Origin of the sequence: Kitasatospora sp. NPDC056273, assembly GCF_042268845.1 — a bacterium.
In the GTDB taxonomy this organism is placed as follows: Bacteria; Actinomycetota; Actinomycetes; order Streptomycetales; family Streptomycetaceae; genus Kitasatospora.
In genome coordinates, this window is sequence record NZ_JBHJSJ010000069.1 from 1 (window position 1) to 14531 (window position 14531).

General features: G+C 76.5%; 14 protein-coding genes and 2 tRNA genes. 5 read left to right on the forward strand and 11 right to left on the reverse strand.

Going from position 1 to position 14531, the window contains the following annotated elements; translation table 11 throughout:
* Positions 1–90: 90 nt before the first annotated feature.
* The 3 genes from ACFCY1_RS36590 to ACFCY1_RS36600 all read right to left on the reverse strand — a co-directional run bounded on the left by ACFCY1_RS36590 (position 91) and on the right by ACFCY1_RS36600 (position 1316).
* Positions 91–164 (reverse strand) — tRNA-Lys (locus ACFCY1_RS36590).
* A gap of 68 nt (positions 165–232) precedes the next feature.
* Entirely contained in the window at positions 233–778 is a 546-nt protein-coding gene (locus ACFCY1_RS36595; RefSeq protein ID WP_049651953.1) for a bifunctional DNA primase/polymerase, read from the reverse strand.
* A gap of 184 nt (positions 779–962) precedes the next feature.
* Positions 963–1316, reverse strand: a complete 354-nt coding sequence (locus ACFCY1_RS36600; protein ID WP_074005111.1) for a hypothetical protein — start codon at positions 1314–1316, stop codon at positions 963–965.
* Between the two features lie 299 nt (positions 1317–1615).
* Between ACFCY1_RS36600 and ACFCY1_RS36605 the strand changes: the two genes are divergently transcribed.
* Positions 1616–1942, forward strand: a complete 327-nt coding sequence (locus ACFCY1_RS36605; protein ID WP_049651948.1) for a hypothetical protein — start codon at positions 1616–1618, stop codon at positions 1940–1942.
* A 24-nt stretch (positions 1943–1966) separates the two neighbouring features.
* Here the strand turns inward: ACFCY1_RS36605 and ACFCY1_RS36610 are convergent, their stop codons facing one another.
* The 3 genes from ACFCY1_RS36610 to ACFCY1_RS36620 are packed head-to-tail and all read right to left on the reverse strand — an operon-like array spanning position 1967 to position 6152.
* Positions 1967–3328 carry an AAA family ATPase gene (locus ACFCY1_RS36610; protein WP_375877328.1) on the reverse strand — a complete coding sequence of 454 codons (1362 nt, stop codon included), beginning with the start codon at positions 3326–3328 and terminating at the stop codon, positions 1967–1969.
* Positions 3328–4926 carry a hypothetical protein gene (locus ACFCY1_RS36615; protein ID WP_375877329.1) on the reverse strand — a complete coding sequence of 533 codons (1599 nt, stop codon included), beginning with the start codon at positions 4924–4926 and terminating at the stop codon, positions 3328–3330. Before ACFCY1_RS36615 ends, ACFCY1_RS36610 begins: the two co-directional genes overlap by 1 nt.
* On the reverse strand, positions 4923–6152 hold the full coding sequence (locus ACFCY1_RS36620; RefSeq protein WP_375877330.1) for a hypothetical protein: 1230 nt from the start codon (positions 6150–6152) through the stop codon (positions 4923–4925). Before ACFCY1_RS36620 ends, ACFCY1_RS36615 begins: the two co-directional genes overlap by 4 nt.
* A gap of 287 nt (positions 6153–6439) precedes the next feature.
* Between ACFCY1_RS36620 and ACFCY1_RS36625 the strand changes: the two genes are divergently transcribed.
* Positions 6440–7096, forward strand: a complete 657-nt coding sequence (locus tag ACFCY1_RS36625) for a histidine phosphatase family protein (RefSeq protein ID WP_074005115.1) — start codon at positions 6440–6442, stop codon at positions 7094–7096.
* Between the two features lie 55 nt (positions 7097–7151).
* On the opposite strand, the gene ACFCY1_RS36630 is transcribed toward ACFCY1_RS36625, so the two are convergent.
* A complete protein-coding gene (locus tag ACFCY1_RS36630) occupies positions 7152–8774 on the reverse strand; it encodes a tetratricopeptide repeat protein (RefSeq protein WP_375877331.1) in 1623 nt (540 codons plus the stop codon).
* A gap of 262 nt (positions 8775–9036) precedes the next feature.
* On the opposite strand from ACFCY1_RS36630, the gene ACFCY1_RS36635 reads away from it, so the two are divergent.
* From ACFCY1_RS36635 to ACFCY1_RS36645, 3 genes are all read left to right on the forward strand, one after another.
* Positions 9037–9552, forward strand: coding sequence for a hypothetical protein (locus ACFCY1_RS36635; RefSeq protein ID WP_310593138.1), 516 nt, complete (start codon positions 9037–9039; stop codon positions 9550–9552).
* Positions 9553–9657: 105 nt separating this feature from the next.
* Positions 9658–10563, forward strand: coding sequence for a spermidine synthase (locus ACFCY1_RS36640; RefSeq protein ID WP_074005154.1), 906 nt, complete (start codon positions 9658–9660; stop codon positions 10561–10563).
* 156 nt (positions 10564–10719) lie between these two features.
* Positions 10720–11178 carry a GNAT family N-acetyltransferase gene (locus tag ACFCY1_RS36645; protein ID WP_117487866.1) on the forward strand — a complete coding sequence of 153 codons (459 nt, stop codon included), beginning with the start codon at positions 10720–10722 and terminating at the stop codon, positions 11176–11178.
* Positions 11179–11296: 118 nt separating this feature from the next.
* Here ACFCY1_RS36645 and ACFCY1_RS36650 read toward each other — a convergent pair whose 3' ends face one another.
* The 4 genes from ACFCY1_RS36650 to orn all read right to left on the reverse strand — a co-directional run bounded on the left by ACFCY1_RS36650 (position 11297) and on the right by orn (position 13842).
* Positions 11297–12205 carry a hypothetical protein gene (locus tag ACFCY1_RS36650; RefSeq protein WP_375877332.1) on the reverse strand — a complete coding sequence of 303 codons (909 nt, stop codon included), beginning with the start codon at positions 12203–12205 and terminating at the stop codon, positions 11297–11299.
* A 109-nt stretch (positions 12206–12314) separates the two neighbouring features.
* Positions 12315–12761: a DUF4442 domain-containing protein gene (locus tag ACFCY1_RS36655; RefSeq protein ID WP_049660764.1), complete on the reverse strand. Its 447-nt coding sequence runs from the start codon at positions 12759–12761 to the stop codon at positions 12315–12317.
* A 216-nt stretch (positions 12762–12977) separates the two neighbouring features.
* Positions 12978–13053, reverse strand: a tRNA-His gene (locus ACFCY1_RS36660).
* Positions 13054–13239: 186 nt separating this feature from the next.
* Positions 13240–13842 (reverse strand): oligoribonuclease, encoded by a 603-nt coding sequence (gene orn, locus ACFCY1_RS36665; RefSeq protein WP_117487861.1) that lies wholly within the window; start codon positions 13840–13842, stop codon positions 13240–13242.
* Between the last annotated feature and the right edge of the window lie 689 nt (positions 13843–14531).

Below are 14531 nucleotides of genomic sequence, written 5' to 3' on the forward strand. Positions count from 1 at the left end.
CGGAAACCCGGAAACCCGGAACGCCGGAGCGTTGAGACGCCGAAACGCCGGAAGGCCCTTCGCTCTCGCGAAGGGCCTTCCGACTGTCTGTGCGCCGCCAGGGACTCGAACCCCGGACCCGCTGATTAAGAGTCAGCTGCTCTAACCAACTGAGCTAGCGGCGCCTGCTGACAGAGAAGACTCTAGCAGCGCCGTGCGGCCGAGCCAAAATCGAATAACGGCCGCCCCGCGTTCACCCCCCGGTCACGACGGCCGCCCCGGCGGGAACCGGCGCACCCGGCTCGCGCGCCGCCCGGACGCAGGCCCACAGCACCACCGCGGCGCCGGGCAGCCGGGGGTCGCGCCGCTCCGGCGCGACGATCCACCGGCCGGCGCCCTGCCCGGGGGAGTCCGGGCTGTTCACCATTCGCTGCAGGGGCGGCACGGTCACCGCGTCGCCCTTGCCGTGGCACAGCAGCGGCGGCACGTCCCGGGCCCACTCCTCCCAGGCCAGCAGCCGGCGCAGCCGGGGCGCCGCGCCCGGCTGGACGAACAGCAGCAGCCGCCCCCGGTGGACGGCCACCGGCCCGCAGCCCGGCCCGGACGCCCACAGCTCGTCCAGCACCCGGCGGCCGAACAGCGCCGGCATGCTGATCACGTCGAAGGCGCGCCCGCAGGGCAGTACCGAGGGCGCCCAGGGGCGGCTCTCCCACAGGGCGCGCATGCTCCGCGGGTACTCGCTGGCGGAGGCGAGCCAGGCCTCCCCGGCCGCGCCGACGCACTCCACCGACGGGTGCATCACCGACGGGTACGACACCGACTGCTGCGTCACCGATTGCTGCGTCCAGATCTCCACGGAGAGCAGCCTGTGCGGCGCACGCCCCCGGTGCGACGGAAAGCGCGGTTCGCCGGACAGCGCGGCGGGGGACGGCGTACCCTTCCCCGCCGCGCATATGCCAGGGGCCCGTGTCGGCCGCGGGCGCTCAGTCCTCGTGCCGGCGCGGCTGGAGCAGGGTGCGGCCGTACTCGATCATCTTCGCGGCGTAGTCCGGGGTCCAGTCCGCCCGCCGGGCGACCTCGGCGTCGGACAGCGCGTCGAACCGGCGCGGGTCGGCGAGCTGCGCGGCGGCGACCGCCTGGAAGTCCGTGGCCCGCTCGGCGGCGGCCCGGAAGGCCAGGGCCAGCTCCGTGGAGCGGCGCAGCAGCTCCGCCGGGTCCTCGATCGACTCCAGGTCGAAGAATCGTTCCGGCTCGGGTTCGGCGGACTGCGGCTCGAACAGCAGCTGCACCGGACGCAGGCGCCTGGTGGGCTCGGACGACTCTGGGGAGTCGGGCATGGACGGACACCTCCGGGTTTCGGGTGGGGGTGGGGGAAATCTGCTCCGGGCTGCGCCGCCCGGTCGTGGCCGCCGTCCATTGTCTCGCGGCGGGGGCCCGTAGCGGAACGGTGCGCACGCGAGCGCTATTCCCCGGCGCACGCCGGGCGCGCGACTCGTGCGCCGCGCTTCCGGATCGCATGCGAACCGGTTGTCCGGGTGCGCCCGGTGCACCCGGTGCACCCGGTGCGCCCGGGCTGCCCGACGAAGCCGAGGCAACCGACGAAGCCGATGAAGCCGACGAACCGGAGAGAACCCCCATGCGTGTGAGAAGAGGCCTGACGGCCCTCGCCCTGTCCGTCCTGTCCCTGCTGGGCGCCCTGCTCGCGGTCGCCGCCTCCGTCGCCCCGCCCGCCGCGGCCGCCGAGACGGCGCTGGTGGTCACCGGGGAGCCGAGCGCCCCCGGCGGCGCCTCGACGGCGACCTGCCCGGCCGGCACCCACCTGACCGGCGGCGGCTACCGGCTCCAGCCCGACGCGGACGGTCCGGTGCGCGCCGACGGCCCCACCGCCGACGCGCGCGGCTGGAGCGCGCAGGCGGAGCGGGGGTCGGTGGTGGCCTACGCCGTCTGCGAGACCGAGGACTGACCCCGGCGGCCGGCCGGACGGGCCTCAGCGCAGGTGGACCCGGTGGCGGCTCAGGTGCTCCAGCACCTGGTGGTTGGCCTCCCAGCCGTCCGGAAAGGCCACCGGGACGCCCAGCTGCACCGGCTCGGTCGCGGGGTGCTCGTCCAGCAGCTCGGCGATCCCGGCCCGGGCCACCACGATGCAGGCGTGCCGGTGCCGGGAGGCGAGCACGCAGAGCCGGCCGGTCTCCAGGTGGAAGGCGGTCGCGTCGGGGCGCCCGGAGAGCGGGTGCAGCACCACGGTGACGTCGTACTCGCGGCCCTGCAGGCGGTTGGCGGTGTCCACGGTGACGGCCGGACCGGCCGCGCCGTCCACCGGCACGCCCGCCTTGAGCAGGGCCGCGCGCACGGCCGCCGCCTGGTCCCGGTGGGCGGTGCCGACGGCGACCCGGTCCGCGGTGAGCGGGGCCTCGCCCTGCTCGGAGTGGGCGGTCAGCCCCCGCTCCAGCAGCCGGCGGACGGTGGCCGCGACGGCCGCCACCGCCTGCGGGTCGGTCCGTACGGTGTGCCGGGCGGGCAGTTCCAGCAGGGCCCAGCCGTGCTCGGCGGCCCGGTCGATCACCGCGTCCAGCGCCGAGCCGTCCGGGCGGACGGCGGCCGTCAGCCGGCGGTCGTCCGGGCCGGTGCCGGAGCGGAACGGCGTGTACGGGTAGAAGGCCCGCGAGATCAGCGGCGCGGCGCTGGCGGGCAGCCGCCAGGAGACCGGCAGCCGGTGCGGCTCGATCTCCGGGTTGTGCGCCAGCATGGTGACCACCGCGCTGCCGGACGGGTCGTACGACAGCCCGGCCCACTGCTCGGTGCCGACCACGGTGAACGGGTCCAGCTGGCCCGGGTCGCCGACGAACAGCGCCCGCTCGAACAGCCGGGCCACCGCGAGCAGGGCGTCCGAGCGCATCTGGTACGCCTCGTCGACGATCGCGTGCCGCCAGGGCGCCTCCGTCCGCACCCACTGCCACTTGGCCGAGGTGGAGATCACCACGTCGTGCTCGACCAGGTCGGCGACCTTGTCGGAGGGCGTGACGTTGGCGTGCTTCAGCACCTCCGGGCCGGGCCGGGAGTCCGCGGCGTGCAGCCGGCCGATCGTCAACTCCGGCGCCTTCTCGGCCAGTCGGCCCACCAGGTCGTCCACCTGGCCGTTGGTCTGGGCGACGATCATCAGCCGCTCGCCGGCGCCGACCAGCTCGCGGGCGGCCCGCACCACGAGCGTCGACTTCCCGGCGCCGGGCGGGGAGTCCACCACCACGCCGCGCGGGGCGCCGGCCGGCGGACGGACGGTGGCCGCCAGGATCCGGGCCACCGCGGCGTCGGCGGCCGCGCCCGGGGCCTGCTCGGGGATCGAGGCGGTCATTACTCCCACTCCTCGGAGACGGACGGGGCGGGTACGGGCGTGGCGCCGGGCGGGCCGCCGTGGGTCCAGGGGGTGTCGTCCGGCTCGGGCAGCGGCGCGGACTGGCGCACCGTCAGCTCGAACAGGGTGAAGGTGACCGGCTCGCCGGGCTCGGGCAGGCTGCCCGGCTCCGGCTCCTTCCTGCGGCCCATGCCGGAGAGCACCCGCAGGGTGAGGGTGCCCCCGGCGGTGTCCACCGCGACGATCTCGGCCTTCTGCGGGCTCGGGCCGTGCACCCGGTGCACCTCCCGGCCGAGGTCCGCGTGCGGGCGGTCGGCGGTGCGCAGGGTGACCAGCGGGCGCGGCTTGGGGGAGCGGCCGGTGGTGTCCCAGTCCGGCACCACCTCCGTCACCACGCCGCTGAACGCCTCGCCGGACAGCCGGTGCTCGGCCATCGCCAGCGGGTCGTCCAGCGCCTCCTGGACGTCCAGGCGGGCCTGCTCGCGCTCGCGCTGGGCGAGCTTGCGGGCGGCGGTGACGGCGTCGTCCTGCCGGGGCTGCGGCGGCTCGCCGGCCGCCAGCCGGTCCCGGTGGCCGGTGTAGGACCAGCGGTCGCCCGTCCAGCGCTCCGCCAGGTGACCGGCCGGCGGCAGGGCGCGCAGCAGGTCCAGGCCCTGCCAGACGTCCCGCCAGGTGGGCAGCAGGACCGACGCCAGCGCCTCCTCCAGCGCCGTCACCGCCGCCCGCACGGCCGTCCGGGCGCGCGCGGCGGCGGCCTCGTCGCGCTGCTCGGCGCTGTGCTGCAGGGCACCCACGGCGGAGTCGTAGCGGGCGATCGCCGGGGCCAGCACGAACTCGTCGAAGCGCGGGTCGGTGGCCGGGCCGGCCGGCGGGTGCAGCAGCTGACCCCGGTCGTCCCGGGCGGACTCGGCCAGCTCGGCCGCCTGCGCGCCGGTCAGGCCGTCCGGCGGGCGGTGCCAGGCGAGCCGGGCCGCCAGGTGCTGGTCCTCCAGGTGGCTCTGGCCGGTCGCCCAGTGCCGGGCCAGCAGGCCGGTCATCGGCAGCAGCAGCGAGGAGCCGGGCACCTGGGCGCGGTCGGTGAGGTGGGTCAGCCAGCGGCCGAGCAGCGGCACCCGGACCGGCGCCGGGTACGGGCCCGGCTCCTCGTCCTCGGCGGTGCGGCGGAAGCGGGTCGAGCGGCCGATCAGGGCGAGGTGGTGCACGCCCGCGCCGTTCGGCACCACCAGCTGCGGGGCGTCCGCGCACAGCTCGCGGAACACCTGGGTCTTCTCGCCGGTCTCCGGGTCCTTCTCGGAGCCCTCGATCTGCTCGACGTCCTCGGCGAAGGACTCCAGGTAGGGCAGCAGGTCGGCGGCGAGCTCGGCCAGGAAGTCGAACCGCAGGGTGCGGTTGAGCGGCTGCGGCACCAGGTGCAACCGGGGCGCGTCCCGGTCGGTGCCGAGCATCACCGCGAGCGGCGCGCCGGACTCGCCGGCGGCCGTCAGCGGGACCAGCACCATCGGGCGGTCGGACAGGTGCCGGTGCCGGACGGTGGCCAGCGGCTCGGCCCGGCCGCTGCGGACGGCCTCCAGCCGGGCGAGGGTGGTGAGCAGACTCATGCGCGTGCCCCTTGGGTTTCCGCCTCCACGGCGCCGGCGCCCAGGGCTTCGGCGCGCAGGGCGGCCGCGTAGGCCAGGCGCTCGGCGGCGTCGTCCGCGCCGTCCAGGTCCTCGCTCTTGGTGCCGGCGGCGGCCAGCGCCTCGGCGACCGTACGGATGCTGCCCAGCTCGCCGCGCACGCCCCGGCCGAGCTGCTCGACCCGGTCGTCGCAGCGGGCCCGGGCGCGGCAGTGGAAGCCGAGTTCGCAGGTGGAGAGGCAGTCCGGGCTGTAGGCGGCGGGCACCGCCTCGACCGAGGCGGCCAGCTGTTCGGTGGTCCGGGCCGGCGCGCCGTCCTCGTCGGCGGCCAGGTCGAAGTCGGCGTCCGGCGGCAGCGCCGCCAGCAGCCGGCCGATGCCGGTCATCCGGCCCAGCTGGCGGCGGGTGGTGGCCAGTTCGCGGCGGACGTCCACGGCGACCGCGGTCGGCCGGTTGCCGAAGTCCTTCGGGCAGACCAGCAGCACGCTGGTGCGCGGGCTGCCCGGCAGCCGCTGCTCGGTGTACGGGTCCTCGGCGAGCGGCTGCCCGGCCGCCGCGGCGGCGAGCCGCTGGAGCGCCAGCACGTACACGGCGGCCTGCCGGGCGGCGGCGCCGACCTTGGCCGGGTCGGCGCCGCCGTCCAGCACCGGGAAGGACTTGATCTCGACCACGGTGCACCGCCCGCCGTGCACCACCAGCGCGTCCGGCTCCAGGTAGGCGGTGCTGCCGGCCACCCCCAGGCGCAGCATCGGGTGGTCCAGCAGCGTCCAGGCCTCCGGGTCGGCGGCGGCCAGGGCCAGCGCCTCGGCCGTCCGGTCGGCGCGCACGGCCGGGCCCGAGCGGTGCAGCAGGTCCGGCACCAGGAGCGGGGCGTGCCCGTCCGCCGGGAGGCCCAGGTGGTGGCGGAGCGGCTCCAGCAGCGGGGCGTAGCCGTCGGCCTTCAGCCGGGACTCGAAGATCACGCCGCGGGCGATGGCGAAGGGGGACTGGCCGAAGGGGGCCGGGCGGCCGAGCCGGGCCGCCAGCACCGACTTGTCCACCCCGGCCGCGTCGAGCACGGCGCGGCGGTGGCAGCCCGGGTTGGCGGCCAGCGCGGCGAGGGAGCGGGCGTTCAGACTGCGCTGCGGGGCCGGTCCGCGCAGCTCCGCGAGCCGCTGGGCGAGCGGCTCAGCGGGCCCGCGCGGCGGGACGTTCGTCGAGACGTTCATGGTGCGGCCCAGTGTCGCATCCGGGTCCGACAACGCGGTGCGGACCGGCCGTTGGAGAGGCGGTCCGCGGCCGGAACCGGACGTCCGCCGCTTCCGGGCCGCGGCCGGAACCGGACGTCCGCCCCCGCCGGTCCGCGGCCGGAACCGGACACCTGCCGCCCCCGGTCCCGCGGCCGCCGGGACGGGCCCCTCGATCGTGGTCGCCGCCCGGGTGGGGGATCATGGAGCCCGGTGCTCAATGGTGAGACCGACCGACCGTTGCCACCGCCCCGTCGCTAGGAGTCCCCATGCCCGCCCGCATCGTGCTGGTCCGCCACGGCGAGACCGAGTGGTCCGCCACCGGCCGCCACACCGGCCGCACCGACATCCCGCTGACCGAGGAGGGCCGGGCGATGGCCCGGGCCCTCGGCGCCCGCCTCGCCAAGGCCCCCTGGAACGGGCTGCCGGACGCGCTCGTCTACACCAGCCCGCTCGGCCGGGCCAAGGAGACCTGCGAGCTGGCCGGCTTCGGCGACCGCGCGGTGGAGCGTCCGGAGCTGATGGAGTGGGACTACGGCCGGTACGAGGGCCGCACCGGCGCGGACATCCGCTCCAGCGACCAGCCCGGCTGGCTGATCTGGCGCGACGGGGTGCCCGGCGGCGAGAAGCTCTCCGAGGTGGCCGCCCGGGTGGACGCCTTCCTGGCCGGCCTCAACGAGGAGCACGGCGTCCCCGCCCCGGACACCACCGTGATGCACTGCGCCGACCGGGACGTGATCCTGTTCGCCCACGGCCACCTGCTGCGCATCCTCACCGCCCGCTGGCTGGGCCTGCCGCCCGAGTACGCCCAGCGGTTCAAGCTCGGTACGGCCGCGCTGTGCGTGCTGTCCTGGGAGTACGGCGCCCCGGCGGTGGAGGTCTGGAACGACCTGTCCCACCTGGAGGGCCTGGCCGCCGGGCACTGAGCCGGCTGTGCCGGGCGGCTCCGGGGCCCGTCGAGGCCAAGCCGGGCGGCGGGGCTCAGGCGGCCGCCGCCCGGTCGTAGTCGGTCAGGAACCGGCGCACCTCGGGCACCGCGACGTGCGGGCGCAGCCGTCCGGCGGTGTCCGCGAGCATGCTCCGGATCCGGGCCGAGCGGACGGCGCCGAACAGCGCGACGGCGGCCGAGCCGTGGTGCGCCGCCCCCGCCAGGTCCCCGCGGCCGAGCCGGTCGTGGGCCAGCTCGGCGGTGTACAGCACCCGGTTGCGGACGAAGTGCGGCTTCTGGAGCGCTATCGCCAGCCCGGCCTGCTCGCTCGCGCGGTCCCAGTCGCCGAGCGCCGACCAGCACTGCGACTGGAGGCCGGCGATCTCGGCCTCGCCGAAGAAGGACATCCACTCCGGGTCCCGCCCGCCGGGGCCCCGGTCGAAGAGGGCGTACGCCCGGCCGAGCGCGCGCTCGCAGGAGACGCGGTCCTGGAGCAGCGCCCAGGCGCCGGCCTCGCGCATGGCCAGCAGGGCGAGCAGCCGCTCGGAGCCCAGGCCCCGGGCGGCGACCTGCCCGGCCTGGGCGGCGCGCAGCGCCTCGCGCGGGCGGCCGGCGTCCCTGGCCAGGAAGGCGCTGTTGCAGAAGACGTGCGCCTCCAGAGCGGAGTCCCCGGCCATCCGGGCGGTGGCGAGCGCCTCGGAGTAGAACGAGCGGGCGTCCGCGAGCCGGTTCGAGTCGTGGGCCAACCAGCCGACGGAGATGGCGAGTTCGCCCGCCCCGGTCTGCAGCCGGCGTTCCGTCTCCGGGCTGTACTCGCACTCGTTGAGCAGCACGTACGCGTTGCGCAGCGACCGCCCGGCGAGCTCGTACAGGGCGTCGGCGCCGTGCGCGTCGTCGGCCAGCCGGATCTCCCGGACGGCCTGTTCCACGCCGAGCACCTCGGCGGCGCCGACCCGGCGCAGCGGCCCCACCGGCCCGGGCCGGCCGGGCACCAGCGGTTCGCCGCCGAGCAGCGACGGCGCGGTGAACTCCGCACCGGGGAAGGCGCCTTGGCCGGCGAGCGCACCGGGGGCGCCGTCGGCGCCGGCCTGCCGGCCGGCCGCCGAGGCCGGTCGGTCGATGCCGATCACGGAGGCCAGCGCGGTGGTGCCGCCGGCCAGGAACGTACGGCGACGCACGTCGTCGTTCTCCTCGTCGAGATTGGGCGATCCATCGGGCCCCCTGGGCACCGTCCCGCGGCTCGGCCACGGGGGCCCGTCCGGTGCGGCTGGATCCGTGTACGGCGAGGCAGCGTACGGGAGTTGAGTGGAGAGAGGTGAGCGCGGGGCGGGCGGGGGCGGGAACGTCGGGTGGAGCGGAGGGGGTTCGTTCCACCCGACGGACCGGTCCGCCGGGCGGCGGCGGACGGAGGTCCGGGGGGCGAAGCCGAGGTCGGTGAGCGCGCGGTCCGGCCACATGTGCCGGAACACCCGCTCGTAGGCGTAGTTGGGGCAGCGGATCTCACCGGACTCGACCCGCCCGACGTACCGGGCGTCGCAGGACACGTGCTCGCCGATCTCGCGGGCGGCCCTGCGGACGGCCGTGGCGAACTCGCCGGGAGAGCGGTCGCCGCGCAGTGCGCGCATCACGGCGTTGGGGGACGGACGGTTCGGCTCGGCCGGTGGGGTGGCTGCCATGGCGCCGAGAGTACTCGGAGTCACCGAGCGGACACATTCGGTTGGTGGGACATATCGTGTCAACCCCGGGTAAAAAGGGCGATGTTGCGGGGTATCCGCCATGAAATGCCATGCCTTGCTGTAATGCGCCCCGTGGCCTGCGCCACGACCCCCGCGTTGTCCTGGTACGAGGAAGAAGCCCACGCCGTCGCCCGGCCCGTCCCAGCCGGGTGGCCCCTCCCAACGGCTGTGCTTCCGGACCCGACGAGGTACAGGAGAGCCCATGATGGCCACCGGACTGCCGCAGTACCGACCCGTCCCCGGGGGAGTGCTCGCCGGCGCGGCCCCCGCCCTGCTCCCCGAACCCGCCGACGACCGGCTCTCCGGCCGGGGACCGGTCGAAGGCGGCCGCCTCCCCCGCGGCGGCCACCGGCGCGAGCGCACCGTCCCCGAGGAGGGCGCCGTCGTCAGCGCCTGCGACACCGTGACCGTCGCCCTGCGGCACGGCCTGGAGGCCGTCGACATCCTGAGACTGCGCCGCGCCTGCGGAGTCGTCCTGCAGAGCCGCAACGGCAGCACCGTCTCCTTCCTCGTCCCAGCCGGCACCTGGGAGACCTGGCACCTGCCCGGCAGCTCCTGTACCGCGGGCGCCCTGCTGCCCGCCGCCACCGACCCGCGCTGGGTGATCCCGCCCTCCGGCACCGGCCGCACCGCCCGCCCCACCGACGCCTGGGTCCTCCGATCCGCCCTCTGCGAGGCCGCCTGCACACTCACCGCGGGCGGCCTCGGCCCGTTCTAGCGGGCGTGCCGCGCGGACCCCGCCGGGCCAGTCGACCTCCGGCCGGGCCCCCGTGGCACGCCCCTGACCAGCGGACGTCCCCCGGCGGCGGCGATAATGGCCGCCATGGGACGAAGCAGCAGAGCCGCACGCGGACCGGAACCCGAGGCCACCACCGGACCGGGCGGACGCACCCACGCCCAGGGCCCGCTCAGCCGCCCCGTCGGCTCCGGCCTCGCCGAGCTGCGCCCCGACCGCGACCGCCCCGCCGCCTGGTCGCTGCTGATCGACGGCGCCCCGCAGTCCCTCGTCGACCTCGCCGACCCCACCCGCCTCGGCTTCGAGTACCAGCGCCGGCTCGGCCACCTGATCGACCTGGTCGCCCCGCCCGGCCGCCCGCTCACCGTCCTGCACCTCGGCGGCGGCGCCCTCACCCTCGCCCGCTACACCGCCGCGACCCGGCCGCGCTCCCGCCAGCAGGTCGCCGAGATCGACACCGCGCTCACCGAACTCGTCCGCGCCGAACTCCCCCTGGAACGCGGCTGGCAGATCAAGGTGCGCGGCGCGGACGCCCGCGGCGTGCTGGAACGCACCCCCGAGGACAGCGTCGACCTGGTGATCACCGACGTCTTCTCCGGGGCCCGCACCCCGGCCCACTGCACCACCGTCGAGTTCACCACCCTCGCCGCCCGCGCCCTCGCCCCCGGCGGCTGGTACGCCGCCAACATCGCCGACGGCGGCGCCCTGCCCTTCGCCCGCTCCCAGGTCGCCACCCTCGCCGCGGTCTTCCCCGAGCTCTGCCTGATCGCCGACCCCGCCGTGCTGCGCGGCAAGCGCTTCGGCAACCTCGTCCTGGCCGCAGCCCACACCCCGCTGCCGATCGCCGAACTCACCCGCCGCGCCGCCTCCGACTCCGCCCACGCCCGGGTCGAACACGGCCGCGCCCTCACCGACTTCGCGGCCGGCGCCGTCCCGGCGACGGACGCCACGGCGGCCCCGTCCCCGGAACCGCCGCCGGGGGTGTTCCGCTGACGGGCCGCTCGTCGCGGTAGGGGGTTCGGCGGTCCTGCGGGTGCTTCTCCGCACCGCTTCTCCGCGCCCGCTCCGCCGGCCGTAAAACCGTTTGCAGGCGACCGAGTCGCGGCCGACAATGGCGCTGCCGTCCGGCCAGCGACCCGAGGGGGCGTCATGGAGATCAGACCGGCCCGGCCGGAGGAGGCCGCGCTGCTCACCGGCATCGCGCTGCGGTCCAAGGCGTACTGGGGCTACGACGAGGCGTTCATGGCCGACTGCCGGGCGGAGCTGACCGTGGACGCCGGTGTGATCGAGCGGTCGGCCACGGCGGTGGCCGAGGACGACGGGCGGGTCCTGGGCTTCGTCTCGCTCTCCGGGGCGCCGCCGACCGGGTCGCTGGACCTGCTCTTCATCGAGCCCGAGTCGATCGGCCGTGGCGTCGGCCGCGCGCTGTTCGAGCGGGCGAGGGGCCTGGCCGTGGCACTCGGCCTGTCTCGGCTCGTCATCGAATCCGACCCGAACGCCGAGCCGTTTTACCTCGCGATGGGCGCCATCCGGATCGGCGCCGTCCCGTCCGGTTCGATCCCGGGACGCGAACTCCCGCTGCTGGCCGTGGACCTGGCCACGCCTTAGGTGGGGGTGGAGCGCTGCCGCCCGGCCCTGGGCCCGGTGACCGGAGGCGTCCCGCCGCCTTCTCGCGGCTGCGCAGCGTCCCCATGCCTACGGGGCGGTCCGCCGCGGCCGGGGCCGCTCAGTGGCCGCGTGGCAGTCCGCGGTGCTTGCACATGGCCGCTCCGGTGAGCAGGAGTCCGGCGGCGATGGGGACGAGGACGGCGGTCGCGGTGGCGGAGCCGTCTCCGGAGCCGGCCGCCGTGGCGGTGTCGGCGATGGCCGTCGTCTCGGGCGTGCTGCCATGGTCCGGCGCGGGGGTGGCGGTGGAGTCCGCCGTGCTGCCGGCTTCGGCGATGGGTCCGCGCTCGTCGACGGCGGTGGCCGCCTCCTGGAGCAGGGGTTCCGTCGCGGCCTCGCGCTGCCGGGGGACGGCGGAGAGGGTGGCGCCGCGGTGCCGGGTGGCGGAGGGCGGGTCGGCGGGTTCGCCCTCGCGGGAGGCGCGGGGGCCGTCGGGCCGGGCCTGGGCGGGGACGGTGCCGAGCAGGCCGGAGGCGAGCGCGAAGGCGTCGGGGACGGCCGCCCGCTGGCCGGGCAGGGGCAGGCCGCCGGCCCGGATGCGTTCCTGGAGGGTGCCGCCGACGGCCCCGGCGACGCCGGTGATCCCGTCGGCGGGGCCGTTGCCGGTCGGCTCCCCGGCGGGCCCGGGGGAGCGGCCCGGCGGTCCGGACCCGACGGGACGTTCGGCTGACTGCCCGTCGAGGGCGGGTCCGTCGAGCACCGGCCTGTCGAGCACCGGCCGGTCGAGTGCCGGTGCGGCCTGCAGCGCGCGGCGGACGGTGGGCCGGGCCGGGTCCGGTACCGGGTCGGCGGTGGCCGCGTACGCCCCGGGGGCGCCGAATCCCCAGAGCTGTGCGAGCAGGGCCCCGGCGGCCGCGAGGACCCGGGGGCGGGGCAGCCGCCGGGCGATCCCGCGGCGGGCGCCGGCGACGCCGCGCGGGGCGCCGCGGGGGACGGGTTCCTGGGGCTTGGTCGCGTGATTGGCTCGCACGTGAATCGAGAACGAGCGGCCGGGCGGTGAGGTCACGCCCGCCGTCACGGACAGTCATCGTACGGGTGGCCCCGGGCCTGTTCTCCCGGGGCCACCGACCGGGTGGCGGTCAGGAGTTGGGGCGCAGGGTCCAGGTGACCGTCATCACGCCGGTGACGGCTCCGTCGGCGCGGGTGATCTCGACGGTGACCGGGAACTCGGGGCGGCCGCCGGCGTCCAGCTCGGCGACGACCTCGGCGGCCGGGCGGCCGAGCAGCGCGGTGGCGGTGACCTCGCCCATGGCCAGCTTCTTGTACGCGATCTCGGCGTTCACGGCGAGCGGCACGGCCCGGGACAGCTGGTCGCCGAAGGCGGCGAGCACGATGCAGCCGCTGGCGGACTCGGCCAGCGTGAACATCGCGCCGGCGTGCGGGCCGCCGACGTGGTTGTGGTACGCGGGCTGGTCCGGGAGGCGGAGCACGGCGCGCTCCGGGGTGGTCTCCAGGTACTCCAGCTTGAGGGTGTGCGCCATCGGCACGGTGGAGTCGAGCATCTGGCCGATCGTGGGAGTGGTCATGGCGACGATGTTACTAGTCGGTAGCTTCTGAGGGCAGGGGTCGCCGCAAAGCCGATCCGGCGGGCGCGTGTGAGGGAGCGCACACGCGGACGAGGGGGCGCGTGCGCAGCTGAGGCCGTGTCCGGCTGAGGCGGTGTTCGACCGAGGCCGTGTTTGCCGAGGGAGGCGAAAACGCCTGAGGGGCCGATCTCTTGAAGAGATCGGCCCCTCAGGCTCTGGGGTGAGTGACGGGACTCGAACCCGCGGCCACCTGGACCACAACCAGGTGCTCTACCAACTGAGCTACACCCACCATCTGTCCGGCCCGTTCCCGCTCTCGCGTTCCCGTTCCGACAGGAAGAACTCTACAGGATCCGAGAGGGTGCTCGCGCCAGGGTTTCGCTCCGGCGAACGCGGGCACCCTCCCGGTCCCTCCGACAGGGGTCCGCCGGGCGGTTCCAGGCGGTTCCGGGGTGGGCCGCCCGGGGCGGGCCCGGGCTCAGCTCCCCGGGGCCTGGTACTTCCCGGCGATCGCCCGCGCGGTGTCGGCGTCCGGGCCGGGCTGCGGGACGAACACCGCCTCGCGGTAGTACCGCAGTTCGTCGATGCTCTCCCGGATGTCGGCGAGCGCCCGGTGGTTGCCGCCCTTCTGCGGGCTGTTGTAGTACGCCTTCGGGTACCAGCGGCGGGCCAGCTCCTTGATCGAGGAGACGTCCACGATCCGGTAGTGCAGGTGCTTCTCCAGGGCCGGCATGTCCCGGGCCAGGAAGCCGCGGTCGGTGGCCACCGAGTTGCCGCACAGCGGGGTCTTCCCGGCCTCCGGCACGTGCTCGCGCACGTAGGCGAGCACCCGCTCCTCGGCCTCGGCCAGGGTCACGCCCTGCTCCAGCTCCTCCAGCAGCCCGGAGGCGGTGTGCATCTCGCGCACCACCTCGGGCATGTTCGCCAGCGCCTCGGCCGGCGGCCGGATGATGACGTCCACGCCCTCGCCGAGGATGTTCAGCTCGGAGTCCGTCACCAGCACCGCGACCTCGACCAGGGCGTCCTGGTCGAGGTCGAGGCCGGTCATCTCACAGTCGATCCATACCAAACGGTCATTCACACAACTCACCCTACGGCGCGATCACGCGCCGCGGGGACCGGTGGAGCCGAGCGGGGTGCCTCGGCCTGGTGCTCCTCCGGTCCGTCGTGCGTGCCGTGGCCGTCCGGGTGCTCGCCCTCCCGGCCGGTCAGGACCGTGTGGCCGTCCCGTCCGGTCCGGACCTCGCGCGCCGCCCGGGCGCCCTCGGGCGCGGGCCGGCCGGCCTGGCCGCGGACCTGCGGAGCCCGGGCCTGGCGGCCGCGGAGCTCGCCCGGGCCGGAGCCCGGCTGCCCGGCCGGGGCCGGCATCCGTCCGGTGGCCGCGCCGTGGCCGCGCCCGGCCGAACCGGGGTCGTCCGCGGGCCGCTCGGCCGCGCTCCGGTGCCCCTGGCCCTGACCGCGCACCCCCGGCTGGGGGAGGCCGTCCTCCGCCGCCGCGTGCTCGGCGGTGCGCGGCGGACGACCGGTCCCCGACCCGGCCTGCGGCGGAACCACCGGCGGCCGCAGCGGACCGCGCCCAGCCCCACCCTGCTGCCCGGGGTGCGACTGCTGCGAGGCCTGCTGGTGCGGGTACGGCTGACCGCCGCGGGCGTGGAAGGCCTGGCCGGTCGGCGTCCCGACCTGGCCCGGACCGAACCCGCCGGGCTGGCCGTGGCCGCCCGGCTGCCCGTGCTGGCCGTGCGGCACCGGCTGCCCGTGCGAACCGACCGG